The 20,027-nt window shown below is 61.2% G+C and carries 18 protein-coding genes; 9 read left to right on the top strand and 9 right to left on the bottom strand.

The window, feature by feature from the left end; all coding sequences use genetic code 11:
- Nucleotides 1-2 precede the first annotated feature (2 nt).
- The 4 genes from mraY to murD are packed head-to-tail and all read left to right on the top strand — an operon-like array spanning nucleotide 3 to nucleotide 3,481.
- Nucleotides 3-1,088, top strand: coding sequence for a phospho-N-acetylmuramoyl-pentapeptide-transferase (mraY, locus tag BUB72_RS17870; RefSeq protein ID WP_073146233.1), 1,086 nt, complete (start codon nucleotides 3-5; stop codon nucleotides 1,086-1,088).
- Nucleotides 1,085-1,741: an SDR family NAD(P)-dependent oxidoreductase gene (locus tag BUB72_RS17865; protein WP_073146231.1), complete on the top strand. Its 657-nt coding sequence runs from the start codon at nucleotides 1,085-1,087 to the stop codon at nucleotides 1,739-1,741. Before mraY ends, BUB72_RS17865 begins: the two co-directional genes overlap by 4 nt.
- A gap of 4 nt (nucleotides 1,742-1,745) precedes the next feature.
- Nucleotides 1,746-2,081, top strand: coding sequence for a hypothetical protein (locus tag BUB72_RS17860; protein ID WP_073146228.1), 336 nt, complete (start codon nucleotides 1,746-1,748; stop codon nucleotides 2,079-2,081).
- Nucleotides 2,078-3,481, top strand: a complete 1,404-nt coding sequence (murD, locus tag BUB72_RS17855) for a UDP-N-acetylmuramoyl-L-alanine--D-glutamate ligase (RefSeq protein ID WP_073146225.1) — start codon at nucleotides 2,078-2,080, stop codon at nucleotides 3,479-3,481. The genes BUB72_RS17860 and murD overlap by 4 nt, the downstream gene beginning before the upstream one ends.
- Here the strand turns inward: murD and BUB72_RS17850 are convergent.
- Both BUB72_RS17850 and BUB72_RS17845 read right to left on the bottom strand, forming a co-directional pair.
- Nucleotides 3,478-3,834, bottom strand: coding sequence for a DUF1428 domain-containing protein (locus tag BUB72_RS17850; RefSeq protein ID WP_073146223.1), 357 nt, complete (start codon nucleotides 3,832-3,834; stop codon nucleotides 3,478-3,480). The two genes, murD and BUB72_RS17850, sit on opposite strands and share 4 nt — an antisense overlap.
- 87 nt (nucleotides 3,835-3,921) lie before the next feature.
- A complete protein-coding gene (locus tag BUB72_RS17845) occupies nucleotides 3,922-4,515 on the bottom strand; it encodes a DUF6151 family protein (RefSeq protein ID WP_073146221.1) in 594 nt (197 codons plus the stop codon).
- Between the two features lie 132 nt (nucleotides 4,516-4,647).
- Here BUB72_RS17845 and BUB72_RS17840 point away from each other — a divergent pair, with 132 nt between their 5' ends.
- The 4 genes from BUB72_RS17840 (at nucleotide 4,648) to BUB72_RS17825 (ending at nucleotide 8,663) form a co-directional block, all read left to right on the top strand.
- Nucleotides 4,648-5,817: an FtsW/RodA/SpoVE family cell cycle protein gene (locus BUB72_RS17840; RefSeq protein WP_073146219.1), complete on the top strand. Its 1,170-nt coding sequence runs from the start codon at nucleotides 4,648-4,650 to the stop codon at nucleotides 5,815-5,817.
- Nucleotides 5,817-6,914, top strand: coding sequence for a UDP-N-acetylglucosamine--N-acetylmuramyl-(pentapeptide) pyrophosphoryl-undecaprenol N-acetylglucosamine transferase (locus BUB72_RS17835; protein WP_073146217.1), 1,098 nt, complete (start codon nucleotides 5,817-5,819; stop codon nucleotides 6,912-6,914). Before BUB72_RS17840 ends, BUB72_RS17835 begins: the two co-directional genes overlap by 1 nt.
- Nucleotides 6,911-8,323, top strand: a complete 1,413-nt coding sequence (gene murC / locus BUB72_RS17830) for a UDP-N-acetylmuramate--L-alanine ligase (RefSeq protein WP_073146216.1) — start codon at nucleotides 6,911-6,913, stop codon at nucleotides 8,321-8,323. Before BUB72_RS17835 ends, murC begins: the two co-directional genes overlap by 4 nt.
- A gap of 79 nt (nucleotides 8,324-8,402) precedes the next feature.
- Entirely contained in the window at nucleotides 8,403-8,663 is a 261-nt protein-coding gene (locus BUB72_RS17825; protein ID WP_073146215.1) for a DUF2484 family protein, read from the top strand.
- Nucleotides 8,664-9,283: 620 nt separating this feature from the next.
- On the opposite strand, the gene BUB72_RS17815 is transcribed toward BUB72_RS17825, so the two are convergent.
- The 7 genes from BUB72_RS17815 to BUB72_RS17785 are packed head-to-tail and all read right to left on the bottom strand — an operon-like array spanning nucleotide 9,284 to nucleotide 18,732.
- A complete protein-coding gene (locus tag BUB72_RS17815) occupies nucleotides 9,284-9,793 on the bottom strand; it encodes a hypothetical protein (RefSeq protein ID WP_073146214.1) in 510 nt (169 codons plus the stop codon).
- Complete coding sequence (locus BUB72_RS17810; protein WP_073146213.1) at nucleotides 9,786-12,581, bottom strand: 2Fe-2S iron-sulfur cluster-binding protein; 2,796 nt, start codon at nucleotides 12,579-12,581, stop codon at nucleotides 9,786-9,788. Before BUB72_RS17810 ends, BUB72_RS17815 begins: the two co-directional genes overlap by 8 nt.
- Nucleotides 12,578-12,844, bottom strand: coding sequence for a sarcosine oxidase subunit delta (locus BUB72_RS17805; protein ID WP_073146212.1), 267 nt, complete (start codon nucleotides 12,842-12,844; stop codon nucleotides 12,578-12,580). The genes BUB72_RS17810 and BUB72_RS17805 overlap by 4 nt, the downstream gene beginning before the upstream one ends.
- A gap of 9 nt (nucleotides 12,845-12,853) precedes the next feature.
- On the bottom strand, nucleotides 12,854-14,104 hold the full coding sequence (locus BUB72_RS17800) for a sarcosine oxidase subunit beta family protein (RefSeq protein WP_073146211.1): 1,251 nt from the start codon (nucleotides 14,102-14,104) through the stop codon (nucleotides 12,854-12,856).
- Nucleotides 14,101-14,772 carry a TetR/AcrR family transcriptional regulator gene (locus BUB72_RS17795; protein WP_073146210.1) on the bottom strand — a complete coding sequence of 224 codons (672 nt, stop codon included), beginning with the start codon at nucleotides 14,770-14,772 and terminating at the stop codon, nucleotides 14,101-14,103. Before BUB72_RS17795 ends, BUB72_RS17800 begins: the two co-directional genes overlap by 4 nt.
- 1 nt (nucleotide 14,773) lies before the next feature.
- Nucleotides 14,774-16,324 carry a trimethylamine methyltransferase family protein gene (locus BUB72_RS17790; RefSeq protein ID WP_073146209.1) on the bottom strand — a complete coding sequence of 517 codons (1,551 nt, stop codon included), beginning with the start codon at nucleotides 16,322-16,324 and terminating at the stop codon, nucleotides 14,774-14,776.
- A complete protein-coding gene (locus tag BUB72_RS17785; protein ID WP_073146208.1) occupies nucleotides 16,321-18,732 on the bottom strand; it encodes a GcvT family protein in 2,412 nt (803 codons plus the stop codon). The genes BUB72_RS17790 and BUB72_RS17785 overlap by 4 nt, the downstream gene beginning before the upstream one ends.
- Before the next feature lie 156 nt (nucleotides 18,733-18,888).
- Here BUB72_RS17785 and BUB72_RS17780 point away from each other — a divergent pair, with 156 nt between their 5' ends.
- Nucleotides 18,889-19,998 (top strand): ABC transporter substrate-binding protein, encoded by a 1,110-nt coding sequence (locus BUB72_RS17780; RefSeq protein ID WP_073146207.1) that lies wholly within the window; start codon nucleotides 18,889-18,891, stop codon nucleotides 19,996-19,998.
- Nucleotides 19,999-20,027 lie beyond the last annotated feature (29 nt).

Genomic DNA, 20,027 nt, shown 5'->3' with positions numbered 1-20,027 from the left:
ACATGTTGTATTGGCTCACCGCATTTTCAGATGGCGGCGATTTCTTTAACCTATTTCGCTACATCACTTTTCGTGCGGGTGGGGCGTTCTTCACAGCGCTGATTTTCGGCTTCCTGTTTGGCCGTCCTCTGATCAATCTGCTCAAACGCAAGCAGCGCAACGGCCAGCCGATCCGCGATGATGGCCCCGAAAGCCACATTCTGACCAAGCAAGGCACCCCCACCATGGGCGGGGTGCTGATCCTCGGCGCGTTGATCTTTTCGACCCTGCTCTGGGCGCGGCTCGACAACGGCTTCGTGTGGATCGTGCTCGCGGTGACCGTCGGCTTCGGCGCAATCGGTTTTGTCGACGATTACGCCAAGGTTACCTCAAATTCCCATGCGGGGCTGTCCGCCCGTATTCGCCTGATTATCGGATTCATTATTGCGGGCATCGCGGGTTATTTCGCGACGATCATGCATCCTGACCAACTGGTCAACCAACTGGCGCTCCCTGTATTCAAGGATACACTCGTCAATCTCGGGTTCATGTTCATCCCCTTCGCGATGTTCGTGATCGTAGGGGCGGCCAATTCCGTTAACCTGACCGACGGCCTCGACGGGCTCGCCATTATGCCGGTGATGATCGCCGCCGCCACCTTGGGCGTGATCGCCTATGCTGTTGGCCGCGTCGACTTCACCGAATATCTGGGCTTGCACTATGTCCCCGGCACTGGCGAGTTGCTGATCTTCATGGCCGGTCTCATCGGTGGTGGCCTCGGCTTCCTGTGGTACAACGCGCCTCCAGCAGCCGTGTTCATGGGCGACACCGGCAGCCTCGCCTTGGGCGGCGCGCTTGGGACTATCGCAGTTCTGACCAAGCACGAGCTGGTCATGGGCATCGTCGGCGGTCTCTTCGTGGTCGAAACCCTCTCGGTCATTATCCAAGTTCTCTACTTCAAGAAAACCGGCAAGCGGGTCTTCCTGATGGCCCCGATCCACCACCACTTCGAGAAAAAGGGCTGGGCCGAGCCGCAGATCGTCATCCGCTTCTGGATCATCTCTCTGATCCTCGCGATGATCGGCCTCGCGACCCTGAAAGTCCGGTGAAGCGCGCGCTCGTCACCGGCGGAAACCGCGGCATCGGCAAGGCGATTGCCGCCGGTCTGCGCGATGCAGGCCTGCGCGTCATCATCGGCGCCCGCGATCCGGATCACGGCCAAGCCGCAGCGGCGGAGCTGGGGGTCGAGTTCAAACGCTTGGACCTCGCCGACCCGACATCCATCAACGAGGCGCGTCCTTGGGTCAGCCATGTCGACGTGCTGGTGAACAACGCAGGCATTCTCGAAGATGTGCCGCTGTTCGACGACGGCACCAATTTCGAACGGAGCATGCAAACCATGCTGCAAGCCCCCTACGAGTTGATCCGCACCGCCCTGCCGGGCATGAAGCTCCGCAGCTACGGGCGCGTCGTCAACGTGTCTTCAGGCTGGGGCAGCTTTGCCGAAGGGCTCGGCGGTGGCGGGGCCTATGCTGTCGCCAAGGCGGGTCTGAACGCCCTGACGCTGCGCGCGGCACAAGACCTGCCTGCGACCGTCAAGATCAACGCCATGTGTCCCGGTTGGGTGAAAACCCGCATGGGCGGCGCCAGCGCGACCCGCTCGCCGGAGGAGGGGGCGGAGACCGCAATCTGGCTCGCCACCTTGCCGGACACCGGCCCCACAGGCGGCATCTTTCGCGACCGCAAACAGATAGACTGGTAGCCCCATGCCCCATGCCGAGATCAAATACTCCGCCGACATGACCCTTGATACGCAAGCCATGATGGCGCTGATCGAGGCCACAATTGCCAACCATGACAGCGGGGCAGGGGCGGTCAAATCCCGCGCCTTTCAAATCAGCGACTTCCTCCACACCCATGTGATCATCAACATCACGATGCTGCCCAAGGCGCATCGCGACGCGGATTTCATGACCGCGTTGCTGGGGGATTTGTCGGCAGGGCTGAAAGCCATCGTTGACCAGCCTTGCGCCTTCTCGCTCGAATTGGACTTCAACGGCCCCTATTACCACACCGACAACCTGCAAGGGGCTGCCGCATGATCCCCGTTCAAGGATACTCCGGCGCAACTGTCGCCGTTCTGGGACTTGGCCGCTCCGGTTTGTCCGCCGCACGCGCCCTGCGCGAAGGCGGGGCAAACGTGGCCGCTTGGGACGATAACGAAAAGGCCCGCGACGCGGCGCAGGCGGAAGGGTTCACCATCCGTGACCTCTCCAAGCAGGGTGCGTTTGACGGCGTCGCCACGCTCATCGTCTCCCCCGGCATCCCGCATCTCTACCCCGAACCCAACAAAGTCGTGCGTGCCGCATGGGACGCGGGCGTGCCCGTCGACAACGACATCTCCCTGTTCTTCCGCTCCTTCGCCACCTCCGAGTGGGACAATTTCGAGCGCATCCCCAAGATCATCGCCGTCACCGGATCGAACGGCAAATCGACCACTTCCGCGCTGATCCATCACATCCTTGAACACGCCCAACGCCCCACCCAGCTTGCGGGCAATATCGGGCGCGGGGTGCTGGACATGGACCCCGCCATAGACGGCGAAGTCGTGGTGCTGGAGCTTTCCAGCTACCAAACCGACCTCGCCCGTGCGCTCACGCCGGACGTCGCAGTCTTCACCAACCTCTCCCCCGACCATCTGGACCGCCACCACGGCATGGGCGGCTACTTCACCGCCAAACGCCGCTTGTTCTCGGAAGGCGGCCCCGACCGTTGCATCATCGGAGTGGATGAGGACGAGGGGCAATATCTCGCCAACCAAATGGCCGGAGGCGTCACCGACGACCGCGTCATCCGCGTCTCCAGCGGGCGCAAGCTGGCGGGCGACGGCTGGAACGTCTTCGCCAAGAAGGGCTTCCTTGCCGAATGGCGCAAGGGCAAGCAGATGGCCTCCATCGACCTGCGCGCGGTCCCCGGATTGCCCGGCGCCCACAACCACCAAAACGCCTGCGCCGCCTATGCCGCCTGCCGGACGGTGGGCCTTGCCCCGCGCGTCATCGAGGCCGCGTTCCACAGCTTCGGCGGACTGCCGCACCGCTCACAACTGGTGGGCGAGAAGGACGGGGTGAAATTCGTCAATGACAGTAAAGCCACCAATGTCGACAGCGCCGCCAAGGCGTTGCAGGCCTTCACAAACATCCGCTGGATCTGCGGCGGGCTGGAGAAAGAGGGCGGCTTGGGCGGTCTGTTGCCCCACTTGGGCGGCGTCACCAAAGCCTATGTGATCGGTCGCGAGGCCGCGAGTTTCGCCATGCAACTGGGCGATCTGCCCCACGAGGTCTGCACCGACATGGCCACCGCCGTCGCCCGCGCTGCTGCTGATGCGGTCAAGGGCGACACCGTCCTGCTCGCCCCCGCCGCCGCGAGCTTCGATCAATACGACAGCTTCGAGCGCCGCGGCGAGGACTTCATCGCGCAGGTAGAAACCCTAACGACAGTCTAGCCCGTCGTGTCCAGTATCGGCGCAAATCCGGCCCACATCATACGCTTTCCATCAAAAGGCATCTCGGGCATTTCGCCCCACCGCGGGTCGGTTTCCATCTTTTCAGCCGCCGACTCGTAGGTTTGCTTGTCCGGCCATTCGATCCACGAAAACACAACCGTTTCACCGTCCTCGGCCTTAACCGCGCGTTTGAAGTCGGTCACTTTGCCGTCTGGCACAGCGTCGCCCCAAGCCTCGACAATTCTGAGGGCACCGTAGTCCTGAAAAATCGGCGCGGCGAGTTCCGCCAGTTTTTTGTAAGCGTCTTTGTTCTTGGTTGGAACAGGAATGAGAAGTCCTTGAATATAGCTCATTGTCGTCTCCTTAATCTGCGCTGCCTAAGATCTGAATTTCGCATGGTTTTTTGTCGAGGTCCAATTCTCGCTGAAAAGTGGGGCGATTTAGGATGGCTGCGAATAAGCCTTCTCCCGCTCCGCCTCGCTCAACACATACGGCTTCACAATCGCCCGTCCGTCCTCACCAAAGAACGGCGTTTGCTTCCACCGCCCGGAAAACCGCTCCGCTGCAATCGCGCGAACCGTGCGGGCGATGAAGCCGATCATGCTGCCGGACGGCTCCGACACAGGCTCCAACGCCTGCTCGGATTTGTAGCGGAACCGGATCGGCCCAAGTGCCTCCGGCTCGGCAATATTAGCCACCAGAAAGCCCGCAAAGCTGAATTTCGGATTGCCCACCATGTTGCAAATCGGCGTGTTGCAGCATTTGGCATACCAGCGATATAGCCCTTTCGGCGCAAGTTGCAGCAGCGCCAGCTGGTCCTTGCCCGCCAGAATTTCCACCCGTGCGGGCTGGGTCTGGTAAATCTCCGTCCCGCCCTTTGCATCCGTCGCCACGCCAAACTGCCCAAGGTGGCGCGCGAAGGCCTGACAGTCGGTGCAATAGCACAACCCGTGGTTGCCATTCGTCGCATCCGCGCCGCGCAATCGCGCCTGAAACGCGCCGCATTGGCATCTCACCGTCACATCTTCGCTCATTTCCCGCCCTCCAAGCCGATTTATGCCGACCTTAGCACCAACTAGAGACTGGATTGCACGGCAATTTCCCGTTAGAGTCTGCGCATAGACCCGAACAATCGGGCGATTGAGGCAGTTAAGGCGGTAATTCTCATGACTGAGATGGTGTATGGCACCGCTCTGGTACATCCGGGCGAGCCAATTTTACCAAAATGGTGGCGGACTTTGGACCGTTGGTCGATGACCTGCGTTTTCGCGCTGTTTGGCATCGGACTTTTGTTGGGCCTCGCGGCGTCGCCGCCCTTGGCCGAAAAGAACGGGCTCGACCCGTTCCACTACGTTTCCCGTCAGGCCTTCTTCGGCTGCGTGGCCATGTGCGTGATGATCGCGGTGTCGATGATGTCGACCCATATGGTCCGTCGCCTCGCCACGCTGTTCTTCATGGTCACATTGGTCGCGCTGATGCTGTTGCCGGTCTTCGGTACCGATTTTGGCAAGGGCGCCACGCGCTGGTATTCGATGGGCTTCGGCTCGTTCCAGCCGTCAGAGTTCCTCAAGCCGGTATTCATCGTCACCTCCGCATGGCTGATTGCCGGAAGTCAGGAAATCAACGGCCCCCCCGGCAAGCTCTATTCGCTGATCCTGACGCTGATCGTCGTGGGCTTCCTCGCGATGCAGCCCGATTTTGGCCAGGCCTGCTTGGTGCTGTTCGGCTGGGGTGTTGTCTACTTCGTGGCCGGTGCGCCGATGATCCTGTTGATCGGTATGGCGGGGGCAGTCACTTTCGCAGGTGTCACCGCCTATTCGCTGTCCGAACACTTCGCCCGCCGCATTGACGGCTTCCTGAGTGCCGAGGTCGATCCGACCACCCAGCTGGGCTATGCCACCAACGCCATCCGCGAAGGCGGTTTTTTCGGTGTGGGCGTGGGTGAAGGCTCGGTGAAATGGTCTCTGCCGGATGCGCATACCGACTTCATCATCGCCGTCGCCGCCGAGGAATACGGCCTCGTCATGGTGCTGGCGATCATCGCGCTCTATGCGATCTTCTCCGTGCGCTGCTTGCACCGTTTGATGAAAGAGCGTGATCCGTTCATCCGTCTCGCAGGCACCGGCCTCGTCGCCATGTTCGCCATGCAGGCGGTGATCAACATGGGCGTCGCCGTGCGTCTGCTGCCCGCCAAGGGTATGACGCTGCCCTTCGTTTCCAACGGTGGCTCGTCGCTGATCGCAGGGGGCATCGCTCTTGGCATGCTTCTGGCCTTCACGCGCCAGCGCCCCCAAGACGAGATGCGCGACATCCTTTTGCGCCGCAGGGGGCAATAATGTCTGACGCGCCACTTCTGGTCATCGCTGCGGGCGGCACGGGCGGGCATATGTTCCCGGCTCAGGCGCTGGCCGAGGCGATGCTGGCAAAGGGCTGGCGCGTGAAGCTGTCCACCGATGCACGCGGCGCGCGCTACACGGGCGGCTTTCCTCACTCTGTCCAGATCGAGCAGGTCAAATCTGCCACCTTCGCACGTGGCGGCCTCGCCGGAAAACTCACCGCCCCGTTCAAGCTGGCCTCTGGTGTTCTCTCCGCGATGATGGGGTTCCGCCGCGACCGCCCCACGGTCGTCATAGGCTTTGGCGGCTATCCCAGCTTTCCTGCCATTTCAGCCGCCTACCTCATGCGGTTGCCGCGCGCCATCCACGAGCAAAATGGCGTGTTGGGCCGCGTCAATCAGGTCTTTGCAACCCGCGTCGACGCGGTGGCCTGTGGCACTTGGCCAACCGAGTTGCCTGAAGGCGTCGACGGCATCTTCACCGGCAACCCTGTGCGCGGGGCCGTGCTGGACCGGGCCGAAGCCCCCTATATTTCCCCCGGTGACTACCCGATGAGCATTGTCGTCGTCGGCGGCTCCCAAGGTGCGCGCATCCTGTCCGATGTGGTGCCGACCGCCATCGCGCAGCTTCCCGACGGGCTCAAGGCGAACCTGCGCATCTCCCACCAAGCCCGCGACGAGGACGCCGCGACCGCCCTGCAAACCTACGCCGAAGCCGGTATCGACGCTGACGTGCAGCCGTTTTTCCAAGACGTCCCCGCCCGTTTCGCCGAGGCGCAGCTGGTCATCTCCCGCGCCGGTGCATCCTCCGTCGCCGATATCTCGGTCATCGGCCGACCGTCCATCCTGATCCCCTTCGCCGCAGCAACCGCCGACCACCAAACCGCGAACGCGCGCGGGCTGGTCGACGCAGGCGCGGCGATCATGATCCCCGAAAGCCAGCTGACAGCCGACGCTTTGGCCGCCAGCATCGAAACCGTTCTCACCTATCCCGAAGGGGCGCTGCAAATGGTACTCGCGGCGCTGTCCGTCTCCCGCCCTGACGCGACGGAACGGCTGGTAGATATTGTAGAAACTCTCGCAAAGAAGAGCCCATGAACGCAGCAGCAACAAAACTTCCCCTTGAACTCGGGGCCATCCACTTCGTCGGCATCGGCGGTATCGGCATGTCCGGCATCGCCGAGGTGCTGTTGAACTTGGGCTATACCGTGCAGGGCTCCGACGCCAAAACCTCCAAGATCACCGACCGGCTGGCCGAGTTGGGGGCCACGATCTTCGAGGGCCAGCGCGCCGAAAACCTCGAAAACGCCGACGTCGTCGTCATCTCGTCGGCCATCAAACCCGGCAATGCCGAGCTGGACGAGGCCCGCCTCAAAGGCCTGCCCGTCGTCCGCCGCGCCGAGATGCTGGCCGAGCTGATGCGCCTGAAATCGAACATCGCCGTCGCAGGCACCCACGGCAAAACCACCACCACCACCATGGTCGCGGCCCTGCTGGACGCAGGCGGCATCGACCCGACCGTGATCAACGGCGGCATCATTCACGCCTACGGCTCCAACGCGCGCGTCGGGCAGGGCGAATGGATGGTGGTCGAGGCCGACGAGTCTGACGGCACCTTCAATCGCCTCCCCGCCACCATCGGCATCGTCACCAATATCGACCCCGAGCATATGGAGCACTGGGGCGACTTCGACAAACTTCGCCAAGGCTTCCTCGACTTCGTCTCCAACATCCCGTTCTACGGTCTCGCCGTCTGCTGCACCGACCACCCCGAGGTGCAAACGCTGGTCGGCAAAATCACCGACCGCCGCGTCGTCACCTTTGGCTTTAACGCGCAGGCCGATGTCCGCGCGGTCAACCTGAGCTATAAGGCAGGCGTCGCGCATTTCGACATCGCGCTGCAAAACGACGGGATCGTAATCAAAGGCTGTAGCTTGCCCATGCCCGGCGATCACAACGTCTCCAACGCGCTTTCCGCCGTGGCCGTCGCTCGCCATCTGGGTATGAAGGCCGACGAAATCAAAGAGGCGCTGGCCAGTTTCGGCGGTGTAAACCGCCGCTTCACCAAGGTGGGTGAAGTCGACGGCGTCACCATCATCGACGATTACGGCCACCACCCCGTGGAAATCGCCGCCGTCCTGAAGGCCGCCCGCCAAGCCACTGAGGGCCGCGTTATCGCCATCCACCAGCCCCACCGCTACTCGCGCCTGCACTCGCTGTTCGACGATTTCTGCTCCTGTTTCAACGACGCCGACGTCGTTGGCATCGCCGATATCTTCGCCGCAGGCGAGGAGCCCATCGAAGGCGCCTCCCGCGACGATCTGGTCGCGGGCCTCCTGCGCCACGGCCACCGCCACGCCCGCGCCGTGATTGATGAAGACGATCTGCTGCGCCTCGTCCGCGAACAGGCCCGCGAAGGCGACATGGTGGTGCTCTTGGGCGCAGGCACGATCAGCGCCTGGGCCAACGCCCTTCCCGCGCGATTGGCCGAAAAAGGTGGGAAATGACTGACTTTCATCTTGGATGCCGTAGCGTCACTATAGAGTCAGTCGAGACGTGTTTTCTTAAAAGTTTGGCGGGGTTGGCATGAGCATTTCACTGGTAGCAGCCTTCATCTGGGTTATTGCGGCGAACGTGGCGGCAATGCTTCCCTCGAACGATAATCTGTGGCGCAGGGCTTACGCTCTGATCGCCGTCGGCGTGCCGCTGCTCGGCTGGGTCACCTACGAGAACGGCCCCCTGATCGGCCTGATCTGCCTCGCCGCAGGTGTCTCGCTCCTCCGCTGGCCCGTCCGCTACCTAGGCCGCTGGATGCGCCGCAAAACAGTCGGCGAACCGGCGGAGTAGGGCGGGGTTCACCCCGCCACACGTCTCTGGCATTTCTCAACATTAGATTTGGGAGACCGCTTCGGTCAGATGTCCGCTTTGAGCCCACACTGTGAATTTGATTTTTGCGCTGCGCGCCCTCGCAGCGCCATAAATGCCGCAGAGGCGCAAAATTCTGTGCCGCCGTGCGGCGGGGAAATCGGCCATTCGTCATCCGCGCAGCAATTCTCAAACAGCCAGTTTACAGGTCAAAGGACTCAGCGGCCATTCACGCAATGCCTTTCAAAGTCGGTTAATAGGAGGCAGTGCGTCATAGCGGGGGTATTGCTCTATGGTTGAACAAAGCGTGCGCCGTGCGTTGCTCATCAGCCGAGGGGACGCGACAGAGCTGTTGACTCGACCCATCTCGGAGACGCTGGCGATAGCCACCTTACTTGTCATCGCGTGGCCGTTGATCAGAGCTTTCAGACGGAAGAGAAATTTTGTCCGCAAACTTGAAGTGATCCGCCTAATCTGAATCGAGGCCGTCAGCCAACTTGCAGCATCTTCCTTTGCTCTGAAAAAAGCTTGTAAAACGATCCGTCTGGCGGGCCGTAAGTTGGTTTTAGGTGTGCCCTGACCAGACGAATGTAAAAGTCCCGTTAGAGGGACGGGAATGCAAATTTCAGGCTTTTGAAAAATGTTTCGGCTTGGCCACGGAACACGTGGACGCGAAACGTATCTGTCGCCTCGAACCGGTAGAGAAAGACGCCGAGCCCGAACAGAAGTCTCGCAACGGATTTGGACGGAACATCAAGGCGCAGTTCCGCACCGCGTTTCAGGACGGAAAATGCGCGGTCTCCTCGAATGTCGAAGACAGAATAGCAATCGCTCACGTCCGAGACAGCTTGGGCGATATCCCCGTGCCATCCGTCCGCGAGAGCTGGACCGTTCACCAACAACACGCGATCGCGGCGCAAGGAAAGGGCGTAGGTTTGTGCGGTCACAACACCGGACCAGGCCGCGATCGGATGCTGTGTCCGGCCAAGAACATCGACGCCCGAGAGCAGCGTTTGCCGCGCCAATTGGACAGGCGTGATCGTGAGGCCGTCTGACATCTCAAGTGTCGTAGGAGCGCCGGGTGCATCCCATTTTTTGCTGTCATCACGCATGCAGCCGCTCACCCTCAGGGTCGAAAAAGCACGCTGCGCACACAGTGGCCTGCCGCGTTTCGCCCATGTGCCAGACGCTGACGATCTCGCCTGTCCTCGCGCTACCGTTTTCCAATAACCCCAAGGCAACAGGATGGCCCAGCGTCGGACTGTCGTAGCTGGACGTCACATAGCCGAGTGAACGCGAAAGCGTTCCGTCGACAATGTGCGCACCCGTGGGCAGCACCTTGTCGCCATCGCCGACGGCAAGCCCCACCAATGCCTTGCGGTCGGGCAGGTTGGCCTTATCGGAATGCAGGCTTCGATCACCAATGTAGGCGGGCTTTTTCTTCAGGCGCGGGATTGTGATGCCCAAATCGTGGGGCATGGTCTCACCATCGGTGTCCTTGCCCACCATGATGTAACCCTTTTCAGCACGCAGGATCGACAGCGCCTCGATCCCGATCGGTGTGGCACCATGCGGCTCGCCTGCGGCCACGACCTTATCCCACAGATCGCTTGCCCTCGAGGACCTGATGGAGATCTCATAACTGATATCGCCGGTGAAACTGACACGCGCGATGCGGATCGGGGTCTCTTCCCGCTGCGTTTCCTGAACCGTCATGTGCGGGAATGCCTGCGCAGAGAGGTCCAGACCCAGCGGCAGCTTTGCAAGAATGTCGCGCGCTTTGGGGCCCGTGATGGTCACGGTCGACCATTGCTGTGTCAGGTCGTGGATGAAGATACGGTCAGGATTATTGCCATCCTGCCGCCAGGCCTCAAGATGCTCACGCACACTATCGACGTGGCCAGACGAGCAGGAGATCACGAAGCGGTTTTCAGTAAGCCGCGCGATGACCCCGTCATCCATGACGATTCCGCCTTCGGTCAGCATGAACCCATAGCGGATGTTGCCGGGTTTCAGGGTGCGGATGGTGTTGTAGTAAATGAAATTGACGAAATCCTCCGCATCAGGGCCCATCACTTCGATCTTACCCAATGGCGAGGCATCAAAGATGCCCGCGGCGTTGCGCGCGCTCAGCACCTCGCGGCGGATCAGATCGCCCCTATTTCCCGTCCCATACCAGCCGGGGCGCAGCCAGCCGCCGTATTCACCCAATGCAGCCCCTGCGGCGCGATGCTGCGGTTCCAGCGCCAAGCGTTTGAGGGGGTGCCACAGCTGTTTGCCGTGATGCCCATGATACATTTCGAACGGGACCGGCACGAAGGGCGGGCGGAAGGTAGTGGTGCCCACCTCTGGCAAGGGACGGTCCTGAATGGCGGCCATCGCCGCCAGCCCCGCCATGTTCGACGTCTTGCCCTGATCAGAGGCCATGCCAAGCGTGGTATAGCGTTTGAGGTGTTCGACAGACACGTAATTTTCCCGCGCCGCCAGTTCGACATCCTTGAGGGTCACATCATGCTGGAAGTCGATCCATTGCCGCCCCTTGTCCCCCGGTTCGGGCCAGAGTGGGGTAAGTGAATATGTCCTTGCGGCGGCATCGGATGCATTGCCCGCACCGATGGCCCGCGCTTCGGACAGTGCCTGATCCAGATCGAATGTCCCGTTTGCCGCACCGATGGCGACCATGCCGTCGGGTGCCGCGCCCGGCAAGAACGCCTGGCGCGCCGCGCACCAGTCGAGCTTCCCGCCCGCGTGGCGCCATAGATGCACTAGCGGCGTCAGCCCACCGGATGCCAGCACCGTATCGACTTCATGGCGACGCAATCCCTGCGCCAGCCCTTTCAGTTGTTTGCCGCCCAAGGCCCGTATCGCCCCGTCTTGCGGTGAAATACGGGTTATCTTGGCACCGGCCTGCGTGAGCATCGCTTCGGCCGCATCAGCCAGGGAGTTGTTGGAGGCCAGCGCAATCCTGCGCCCCACCAGGACACCGTAGCGCGCCAGATATTCACAAGCTGCATCGACCGCCATCACGCCGGGGCGATCATTGCCCGCAAAGGTGACTGGCCGGTCAAGCGCGCCGGTGGCCAGTACGATCCGGTCCGCACGCATCCGGTGCAGGTGCGGGGCCGTGCCAAATGCGCCGTACTCGGCCAAGCCCACCAAACCATGATCGTAGACGCCAAAAGCTGTTGTTGTGGGCAGCACGCGCCCGCCTGCACCCATGATGGCGGCAAGCTGATCCGCGATCCATTCGGACGGTGTGCGGTCCTCAATCTGCACGCTCTGGTGCAGGCCACCGCCGAATATGGGATGGTCATCCACCAGAACAACGCCGCGCCCCGCCTCGGCAGCCGCGCGCGCGCATGCAAGACCTGCGGCACCGCCGCCGATCACCAGCACCTCGCAATGGTCATGCACCTGATCAGCAGTGTAATTCTTTGGCGCGTCCCGGCTGATATCGCCCAGACCCGCCATCTTGCGGATCATCGGCTCGAACAGGTGCCAGTCGGGCCACATGAACGTCTTGTAGTAAAATCCCGCCCCCAGCCAGCGGTGGAACAGATCGAGCCCGGCTTTGATATCAAAGGCCGCCGAGGGCCAGGCGTTGACCGCGCGGGCCTGCATGTCCTCCACCAGCGGCGTCGTGGCCGCGGGACAGTTGGGAAAGCTGCGTCCGTCCAGCGTGACGGTCATGATGGCGTTGGGATCATCGACCCAGGCACCCCACGGCCCGCGCGGGCGGTGGTATTTGAAACTACGGCCCATGACCCGCACGCCGTTTGCCAGCAGTGCGGAGGCCAGCGTATCGCCCTCAAAGCCGCGATAGGCCTTGCCGTCGAAGGTGAAATTGCGGGGCTGTGTGCGGTCGATCAATCCTGCGCGGTCCGTGCGATGCGAAGTCATAACGCGTCCCCCCGCAGAGACTTGCTTGCCCGCACATCCATGGTCAAGCTATCGCGTTCCATCACGAACAGCTCCGAACAAGTCAGATGCAACCAGACTTCCCTGACCAGCCCTTTTTCGTTGCGCTGCGCATAGAGATAGGTAGCCCAGTCACGCGCGTTGACCTCTTTGCCAGTGTCGGGCCGGACCTTGCCAAGCTCGCCTGCGAAGTGAAATTCGGTCTCGTTTCGGGGGCCGCAAAAGGGGCATGGAAAAATCTGCATGGGCCGTTCCTAATGCGCGATGCCGGAGGCGGCACCCTCGTCGATAAGGTGTCCCGTCGTGAACCGGACGGGGTCAAAGGGGCGGCTGAGGTCGTGGTGATGCCCTGTCGCCAGAAGATGCGCAAAAAGGTAGCCGCCCGCAGGGATCGCCTTGAACCCGCCGGTGCCCCAGCCGCAATTGAGGTACAGCCCCTCCAGCCCCGACGGCCCGATGATGGGCGAGCTGTCGGGCGTCACGTCCACGATTCCCGCCCAGTGCCGCAGCAGTTTGACCGAGGCGAGCGCAGGCATCATCTCGACCAGCCCCGCCAGCACCGCCTCCTGCATCGGCAGATTGCCGCGCTGCCCGTAGGACGGGACGCGGTCCAGCCCGCCGCCGATGACCAGCCCGCCCTTGTCCGATTGGCTGATATACGTGCCGAAAGGGGGGCAAAGTACGACCGTATCAAGAACTGGTTTCAGCGGTTCCGACACGAAGGCCTGCAAGGCATAAGAGGTTATCGGGAGATCAACCTGCGCCATGTCCGCGATTACCGAGGAATGACCCGCAACGGTGGCCCCGATGGCACTGGCCCGGATCTCGCCCTGAGAAGTTCTCACACCGACGCAACGCCCGCCTTCGGTCAGTAGCTCCAGAACCTGGCAATTCTGGATGATGTCCACACCCTGCGCATCTGCCGCCCGCGCGAAGCCCCAGGCGACCGCATCGTGACGTCCGGTGCCCGCGCGCGGCTGAAACACCCCGCCGTGGATCGGGTAGCGCATATCGGGGCCATAGTTTAGAAGAGGCGCCAGCTTGCGCACCTGATCGCGGTCCAGAAACTCGGCATCCACGCCGTTCAGGCGCATTGCGTTGACCTGCCGCGCGGCCATCTCCATCTCGGGCTCTGAATGGGCGGTGACCACCATACCGCGTTGGGAAAACATCACATTGTAGTTCAATTCGCGCGACAGGTTTTCGTACAGTCTTACCGAAAAGTCGTATAGCGCCGCACTTTCAGGATAGAAATAGTTGGACCGGATCACGGTCGTATTGCGCCCCGTGTTGCCGCCGCCCAGCCAGCCTTTTTCAATCACGGCGACGTCCTTAATGCCGTGGTTCTTGGCCAGATAATATGCCGTTGCTAGTCCGTGTCCGCCCGCGCCAATGATCACTACATCATATGCGGGTTTCGGCACGGGCGAACGCCACGCCTTGTCCCAGCCTTTCTGCCCGCGCAACCCTTCGCGAAAGACGGTGAAGGCGGAATAGCGGGTCATTTCAGGTTCAGGCCGTCGACAAAGCTGCGAAACGCGGTGACGGTGTCAATGTCCGGCTCAACCCCGGTAAAGCCGCGCAGGTAGCCTTCGATTCGGGCCATCCGCGCGTCTATTGGTTCAAGCACTTCGAGGGCGTGATATCCAAGCTGCATGAAGTAGAGAATGCGCGCGCGGGTGTCGGCGTCATAGTCGGAATATCCGTGTCGCTCGTACATCGCGCTGATACCGCGCAGCCGCGTGGCATCGGCGGCGTCGATACGCTGGCGTACCCTGCCTTCCCGGCGCGACCATTCCCGGACCGCAAAATCAAGCCCGCGATCAAAGAGGTCAGGATCGAGAAAGCAGCGAAAGAAGTTGCAGACGCTTTCGGTGATGGAGGCGGCGGGTAATTGCGTATTCTCCAGTATCGTGCGGGTGTTGCGGTTCTCCCAATCGTCCAGCAGTACTTCGAGCAGGTGTTTGCGGCTCTTGAAATAGCCGTAGAAGCTGGACCGGGACACGTCGAGGCGGGTGCCGAGGGCCAGCACCTTGACCTCGGCCACGCCGTCGCTGACCAGCACATCGCGCGCCACGTTGAGCCAGTCCTCACGCGTGACTTTCACATGGCCGACAAGCGGATCTTTATCCGGGTCATCGCGGTGCAGAAGCGGTGTGATACGTGCTGTCATGTCAACTCTCCGGCGGCGCGCCGCCCTCTGCGGTTCGCTTTTCAATGAACGCGCGCAGCGTCTCGAGCCGGTCGGGTGAAGTCATCATCTGGTCTGGTTTGGACAGGATGGCTTCCCAAACGTCAGTCGCCCGCGCATTGGCATCGCGCGCGCCACGCTCCGTCCACGTGCCGAAGTTTGCGTAATCGTGCACAAGGGGTTCATAAAACTCCGTGTTGTAGCGGTCCATCGTCTGCGGTGCGGCAAAGAAATGACCAGAGGGGGCCACCTGCGACAGCGCGTTGGCAAAGCCGATCTCGTCGGTGCCAGCCTTTTTGCCTGCGCAAAGCTCAGCCACCATGTTCAGCACTTCGACATCCGTGACGATCTTTTCGTAGGACACCGTCAGCCCCCCTTCGAGCCAGCCCGCCGAGTGAATGATAACGGTTGCACCACCAAGCAGACACCCCCACAGCCCCATCTGGTTTTCGTTGGCAGCCTGGACGTCGTTGATGTTCGACGCGGACCCTGCCGCCGACCGCCATGGAAGCCCCAGCATCCGCGCCATCTGACCCGCCGCCAATGACGCCTGAAAATGCCCCGGTGTGCCAAAAGCAGGCGCACCCGATTTCATATCCACGTTCGAGGTGAAAGTGCCATAACACACCGGCGCGCCGGGGTTGACCAATTGCGTAAGCGTGATCGCGGCCATGCATTCGGCATGGGACAGGGTGATTGCGCCTGCGACGGTGATTGGCGCCATCGCCCCCATCAGCGTGAACGGCGTGACGATGCACATCTGCCCATGGCGGGCAAAGTCGATCAGCCCTTGCGCCATTGGAATGTCCAGTGTGCGCGGCGAATTGGTGTTGATGATCGTGTAGGCGTGAGCGCCGGTACGGAACTCTTCCTCCGACAGGCCCCGCGCGATGCGCAGCATCTCGAAGTTGTCCAGCGTCTGCGGTGTTCCACGCGCAAACAGAAACGGAAACTTATCCGTCCGCTCCGCCTGTGTCAGCAGGGTAAAATAATGCCGTAGATTGGTCGGCACGTCCTGAGGCTCGACCGACGGCGACATCATCTGGAACACGTCGTAGTGATGCGTGATGCGGGTATATTCGGTAAAGTCCTGAGCCGATCCGGGTCGACGCCCGCGTTTGAGATCGGTGGCATGTGGCGCGCCCGCCCCCGGCTGAAAGGCGAGTGCGCCCAGCTCCAGCACAACGTCCCGTTCGCGCGCACCTGCTTGGCAATGAATGGACCGTGGGGCACTGGCAATGGCGGCCTCCACGATCTCGCGGCCCAGATAGACCATGTCACCCTCGACGCGCGCACCGGCGGCGGCATAGATCTTGATCGCCTCGGGCAAAAGCACCCGCATCCCCAGCTCTTCGAGCATGGTCAGCGCGGTTTCGTTCATGTTTGCGGCCTCGTCGTCGGAAAAGACAGACATGACCGGAAACGGGTTGCGCAACTGGCGGTAATTGGGGCTGCGTTTGGATGCAGGCGGCGTTCCGTCGCCCCTGCCGCGCCTGCGCCGGATACGTTCGGGCGCGTTGTTTTCGATTGTCATGATATACCTCGCATAGCCTTGCCCTCGGGATCGTAGGGGGACGGCTCAATCACCCGCGCCGCACATTCCGCACCGACGATATGCACGCTCAGTTCCGTGCCGACCTCGGCCGCACCCTTGTCGATCATGGCCATGGCCAGAGATTTCCCGACCGAGTGCCCATAACCGCCCGAGGTCACGAACCCGGCCAAATTACCACCCTTCCAGATCGGCTCAAACCCGCTGGCATCGGCATCGGTTGCGTCAATTTCAAGGGTGACAACGGTCCGCTCCGGTCCGTTGCCCTCCCTTTCGGCCAAGGCCGCTTTCTTGCCGACAAAATCCTTGTCCCAGTCGATCCAGCGATCCATGCCGGTCTCGCTGGGTGTGTACCCTTGAGTGAATTCCGCGTTCCAGATGCCAAAGCTTTTTTCAAGGCGCAGGCTTAGCATCGCGTTGAAACCAATCTCCTTCATCCCCAGATCGGCCCCCGCAGTCAAAAGCGTTTCGCGCAGGGTGATGTGTTCGGCGGCAGAGCAGTGGATCTCGTACCCCAACTCGCCCGAGACCGACAACCGCCCGACCTTTGCCCGGATCATCCCGACATCGAAAGTACCGCAGCCCATGAAAGGCAAATCTGCGATCGGACCGTCGGTCAGTTTCTCAAGCACTTTCAGGCTATTAGGGCCGGACAGGCTGAACCCCACGGTTGCATCCGCAATGTCGCGCAGGATGACGTGGTCGTCCATGTGATCGGTGAACCAACGCATGTGCCATTCGCGCAGGTAGTAACTGCCCATGATCCACCACGTGCCATCGCCCCAGTTGAACACGGTCAAATCACCTTTCAGCTTGCCTTCGGGGCTCAGCATAGGGGCCAGTTTGGCGCGACCCGGTTCGGGCAATTTCGACGCCATGATCCGGTCAAGCCAGCCTTCGGCCCCCGATCCCGACACTTCGAAGCGCGAGAAGCCGGAAATGTCGAGTAGGCCCACCGCCTCGCGCACCGCCTTGCTTTCGCCCGCCACCAGATTGAACGCATTTGACCTTTTTAGGGTGGGCGTTTCGGTGAACTCCGGGTCCGGTGCAAAGTAGAGCGGCACTTCCAGCCCCCAGCTTGCGCCCCACTGGCATCCCGCCGCGGTCATGTCGGAATAGGCCGCTGCCTTTTTCAGCGGACGGCCTGCGGGCAGCTGTTCGTTGGGGTAGGTCATCACAAAGCGGCGGGTATAGAACTGGCCGGTGGTTTCCTTGATGAACCGCTTGTTACCCGCGTAATCGCCGAAGCGCGCCACGTCCATGCCGAACACGTCGGCCTCCGGCTCACCGTGGATGATCCATTCCGCAAGGCTCTTGCCGACGCCACCGCCCTGAAGGAAGCCGGCCATCACGCCGCAAGCGCACCAATAGCCGGGCTTGCCGCGCACCGGCCCCACCAGCGGATTGCCATCGGGGGCAAATGTAAACGCACCGTTGACCCATGTCTTGACGCCGACGTTTTGCAGCGCGGGATAGCGCTCAAAACCAAGGGTAAGCTCGCGCTCGATCCGGTCAGTGTCTTCCTGTTGCAACTCAAAGCCGTACTCCCACGGCGCGCCATCCATCATCCAGTGTTCGTGGTCGATCTCGTAAATACCCAGAAGCATGCCTTTCTGGTCCTGCCGCGTATAAGTAAAGCCTTCCAGATCGACGGTCAGCGGCACCTCTTTATCCAACGCCTCTAACTCGGGGATCGTGTCAGAGATCAGGTAGTGGTGGTTCAGCGGCGAGACTGGCAATTCGATCCCCGCCATGCGCCCCACCTGTTTGGCCCAGAGGCCCGCTGCGTTGATAACGTTTTCAGTGTGGATGGTGCCTTTTTCCGTAACCACATCCCAGCCTTCGGCGGTCTGGATCAGCTCCAGTACACGGTTGTGCTCGATCACCTCCGCACCATGTTTTTTGGCGGCGCCTGCATAGGCATGTACGGTGCCGGTGGTGTCGACATAGCCTTCGCGGTCGGCCCACATGCCGCCCAGAATGCCGTGGGTGGACATTAATGGGTTCAACTCGCCCGCTTCTTGCGGCGTAATCAGGCGCACGTCGTCAATGCCGATGGACTGGAACGTGCGATACGCCGATTGCAGCCATTCCCAGCGATCCGGCGTACCCGCAAGGGTCATGCCACCAGTCATGTGCATGCCAACAGATTGCCCCGATTCGCGCTCGATTTCGGACAACAGGTCGATGGTATAGGCCTGCAAGGATGCGATATTCGGGTCCGCGTTCAGTGCATGGAAACCGCCCGCCGCGTGCCAGCTTGACCCTGCAGTCAGGATGTTGCGTTCAATCAGGCAGACATCCTTCCAGCCGAATTTTGCGAGGTGATACAACACCGAAGCGCCGACAACACCGCCCCCGATGACCACGGCACGATAATGCGATTTCATCTGTTTTCTCCCAGCAATCCCTGTGCCCAGCATTAATAAACTTGCGTATTGGACAGTTATGTCCATTAGTTTCTCTACGAATTAGACAGGCTTGTCCAGTACAAATAAATCGCTGCCTCGGCATGAATGCCGGGCAACACATAAGGGAGAGACTTGATGGAAACGAAGACACTGCACCCAACCGCGCTGATGTACGCAAAAGAGGTCGAAGAAGGAAAATTGTCGCGGCGCGAATTCCTGTCGCGCGCGACGATGCTTGGCGTTTCCGCGACGGCCGCCTACGGGCTGATCGGACTGACCATGCCAACCCCAGCGCAGGCTGCACCAACAAAGGGTGGCACGTTGCGTGTGAACCTGGAAACCAAGGCGATGAAGGAACCGCGGCTCTGGGACTGGACCGAATATTCCAACTTCTGCCGCGGCTGGCTGGATTACCTGACCCTGTTCAACCGTGACGGCAGTGTGACCGGCTCTTTGGTCGAATCCTGGGAAGCGAACGAGACGGCAACGCAGTACACGTTGAACTTGCGCAAAGGCGTCAAGTGGAACAATGGCGACGATTTCACCGCCGAAGACGTGTTGCACAACTTTGAACTTTGGGCGGACGGCACGGTGGAAGGCAACTCAATGGCGTCCCGTGTCGCGGCGCTTCAGGACGAGGAAACCAAGATGCTGCGCGACGGTGCGGTTGTTGCAGTCGATGACAACACGGTTCAATTGAACCTCAACTCGTCAGACATCAGCATAATGGCCGCGCTGTCTGATTACCCTGCAGCCGTTGTGCACCGCAGCTTTGTCGGCGGCAGCGATCCGGTCGAGAACCCGATCGGGACAGGTGCCTATCTGCCAGAAAGCTACGATGTCGGAACCGGGGCTGTTCTGGTTCGCAACCCCGACCATGACTATTGGCGCGATGGCGGCTGGCTTGACCGGATCGAATTCATCGACCTTGGCACCGATCAATCCGCATGGGCCGCCTCGGCGGAAAGCGACGAGATCGACCTGACCTACCGGACCGACAGTGACTTTGTTTCGGTCTTCGACGGCATCGGCTGGACGTCGAGCGAGGTAGTCACCGCCAGCACATTGGCAGTGCGGTTCAATCAGCTTGACGCGCCTTATGACAACAAAGACGTGCGCCGTGGTGTTCAGATGGCTGTGGACAATGCAAAGATTCTGGAGTTGGGCATCGGCGGCCTTGGGAGTGTCCTGAACTCTGTGTATCTGGTCCGGTCCATGCGGGTTTCAGATACGGTCACGCATTGAAGCGTTCGTCAAACATGATAGCGAATTGA

This window comes from Litoreibacter ascidiaceicola (assembly GCF_900129235.1).
Taxonomy (GTDB): Bacteria; Pseudomonadota; Alphaproteobacteria; order Rhodobacterales; family Rhodobacteraceae; genus Litoreibacter; species Litoreibacter ascidiaceicola.
Note: the sequence above shows the minus strand (reverse complement) of the source record. Positions and strands in the feature narration are given on the sequence as shown.

Bases quoted from the DNA above. Each gene is read 5' to 3' on its own strand.
- BUB72_RS17840 (WP_073146219.1), top strand. From the start codon at position 4,648: ATGACTGAGATGGTGTATGGCACCGCTCTGGTACATCCGGGCGAGCCA.
- BUB72_RS17850 (WP_073146223.1), bottom strand. From the start codon at position 3,834: ATGAGCTATATTCAAGGACTTCTCATTCCTGTTCCAACCAAGAACAAA.
- mraY (WP_073146233.1), top strand. From the start codon at position 3: ATGTTGTATTGGCTCACCGCATTTTCAGATGGCGGCGATTTCTTTAAC.
- BUB72_RS17795 (WP_073146210.1), bottom strand. From the start codon at position 14,772: ATGACAGCACGTATCACACCGCTTCTGCACCGCGATGACCCGGATAAA.
- BUB72_RS17860 (WP_073146228.1), top strand. From the start codon at position 1,746: ATGCCCCATGCCGAGATCAAATACTCCGCCGACATGACCCTTGATACG.
- BUB72_RS17790 (WP_073146209.1), bottom strand. From the start codon at position 16,324: ATGACAATCGAAAACAACGCGCCCGAACGTATCCGGCGCAGGCGCGGC.
- BUB72_RS17805 (WP_073146212.1), bottom strand. From the start codon at position 12,844: ATGCAGATTTTTCCATGCCCCTTTTGCGGCCCCCGAAACGAGACCGAA.
- BUB72_RS17835 (WP_073146217.1), top strand. From the start codon at position 5,817: ATGTCTGACGCGCCACTTCTGGTCATCGCTGCGGGCGGCACGGGCGGG.
- BUB72_RS17810 (WP_073146213.1), bottom strand. From the start codon at position 12,581: ATGACTTCGCATCGCACGGACCGCGCAGGATTGATCGACCGCACACAG.
- BUB72_RS17845 (WP_073146221.1), bottom strand. From the start codon at position 4,515: ATGAGCGAAGATGTGACGGTGAGATGCCAATGCGGCGCGTTTCAGGCG.
- murD (WP_073146225.1), top strand. From the start codon at position 2,078: ATGATCCCCGTTCAAGGATACTCCGGCGCAACTGTCGCCGTTCTGGGA.
- BUB72_RS17785 (WP_073146208.1), bottom strand. From the start codon at position 18,732: ATGAAATCGCATTATCGTGCCGTGGTCATCGGGGGCGGTGTTGTCGGC.
- murC (WP_073146216.1), top strand. From the start codon at position 6,911: ATGAACGCAGCAGCAACAAAACTTCCCCTTGAACTCGGGGCCATCCAC.
- BUB72_RS17800 (WP_073146211.1), bottom strand. From the start codon at position 14,104: ATGACCCGCTATTCCGCCTTCACCGTCTTTCGCGAAGGGTTGCGCGGG.
- BUB72_RS17825 (WP_073146215.1), top strand. From the start codon at position 8,403: ATGAGCATTTCACTGGTAGCAGCCTTCATCTGGGTTATTGCGGCGAAC.
- BUB72_RS17815 (WP_073146214.1), bottom strand. From the start codon at position 9,793: ATGCGTGATGACAGCAAAAAATGGGATGCACCCGGCGCTCCTACGACA.
- BUB72_RS17780 (WP_073146207.1), top strand. From the start codon at position 18,889: ATGGAAACGAAGACACTGCACCCAACCGCGCTGATGTACGCAAAAGAG.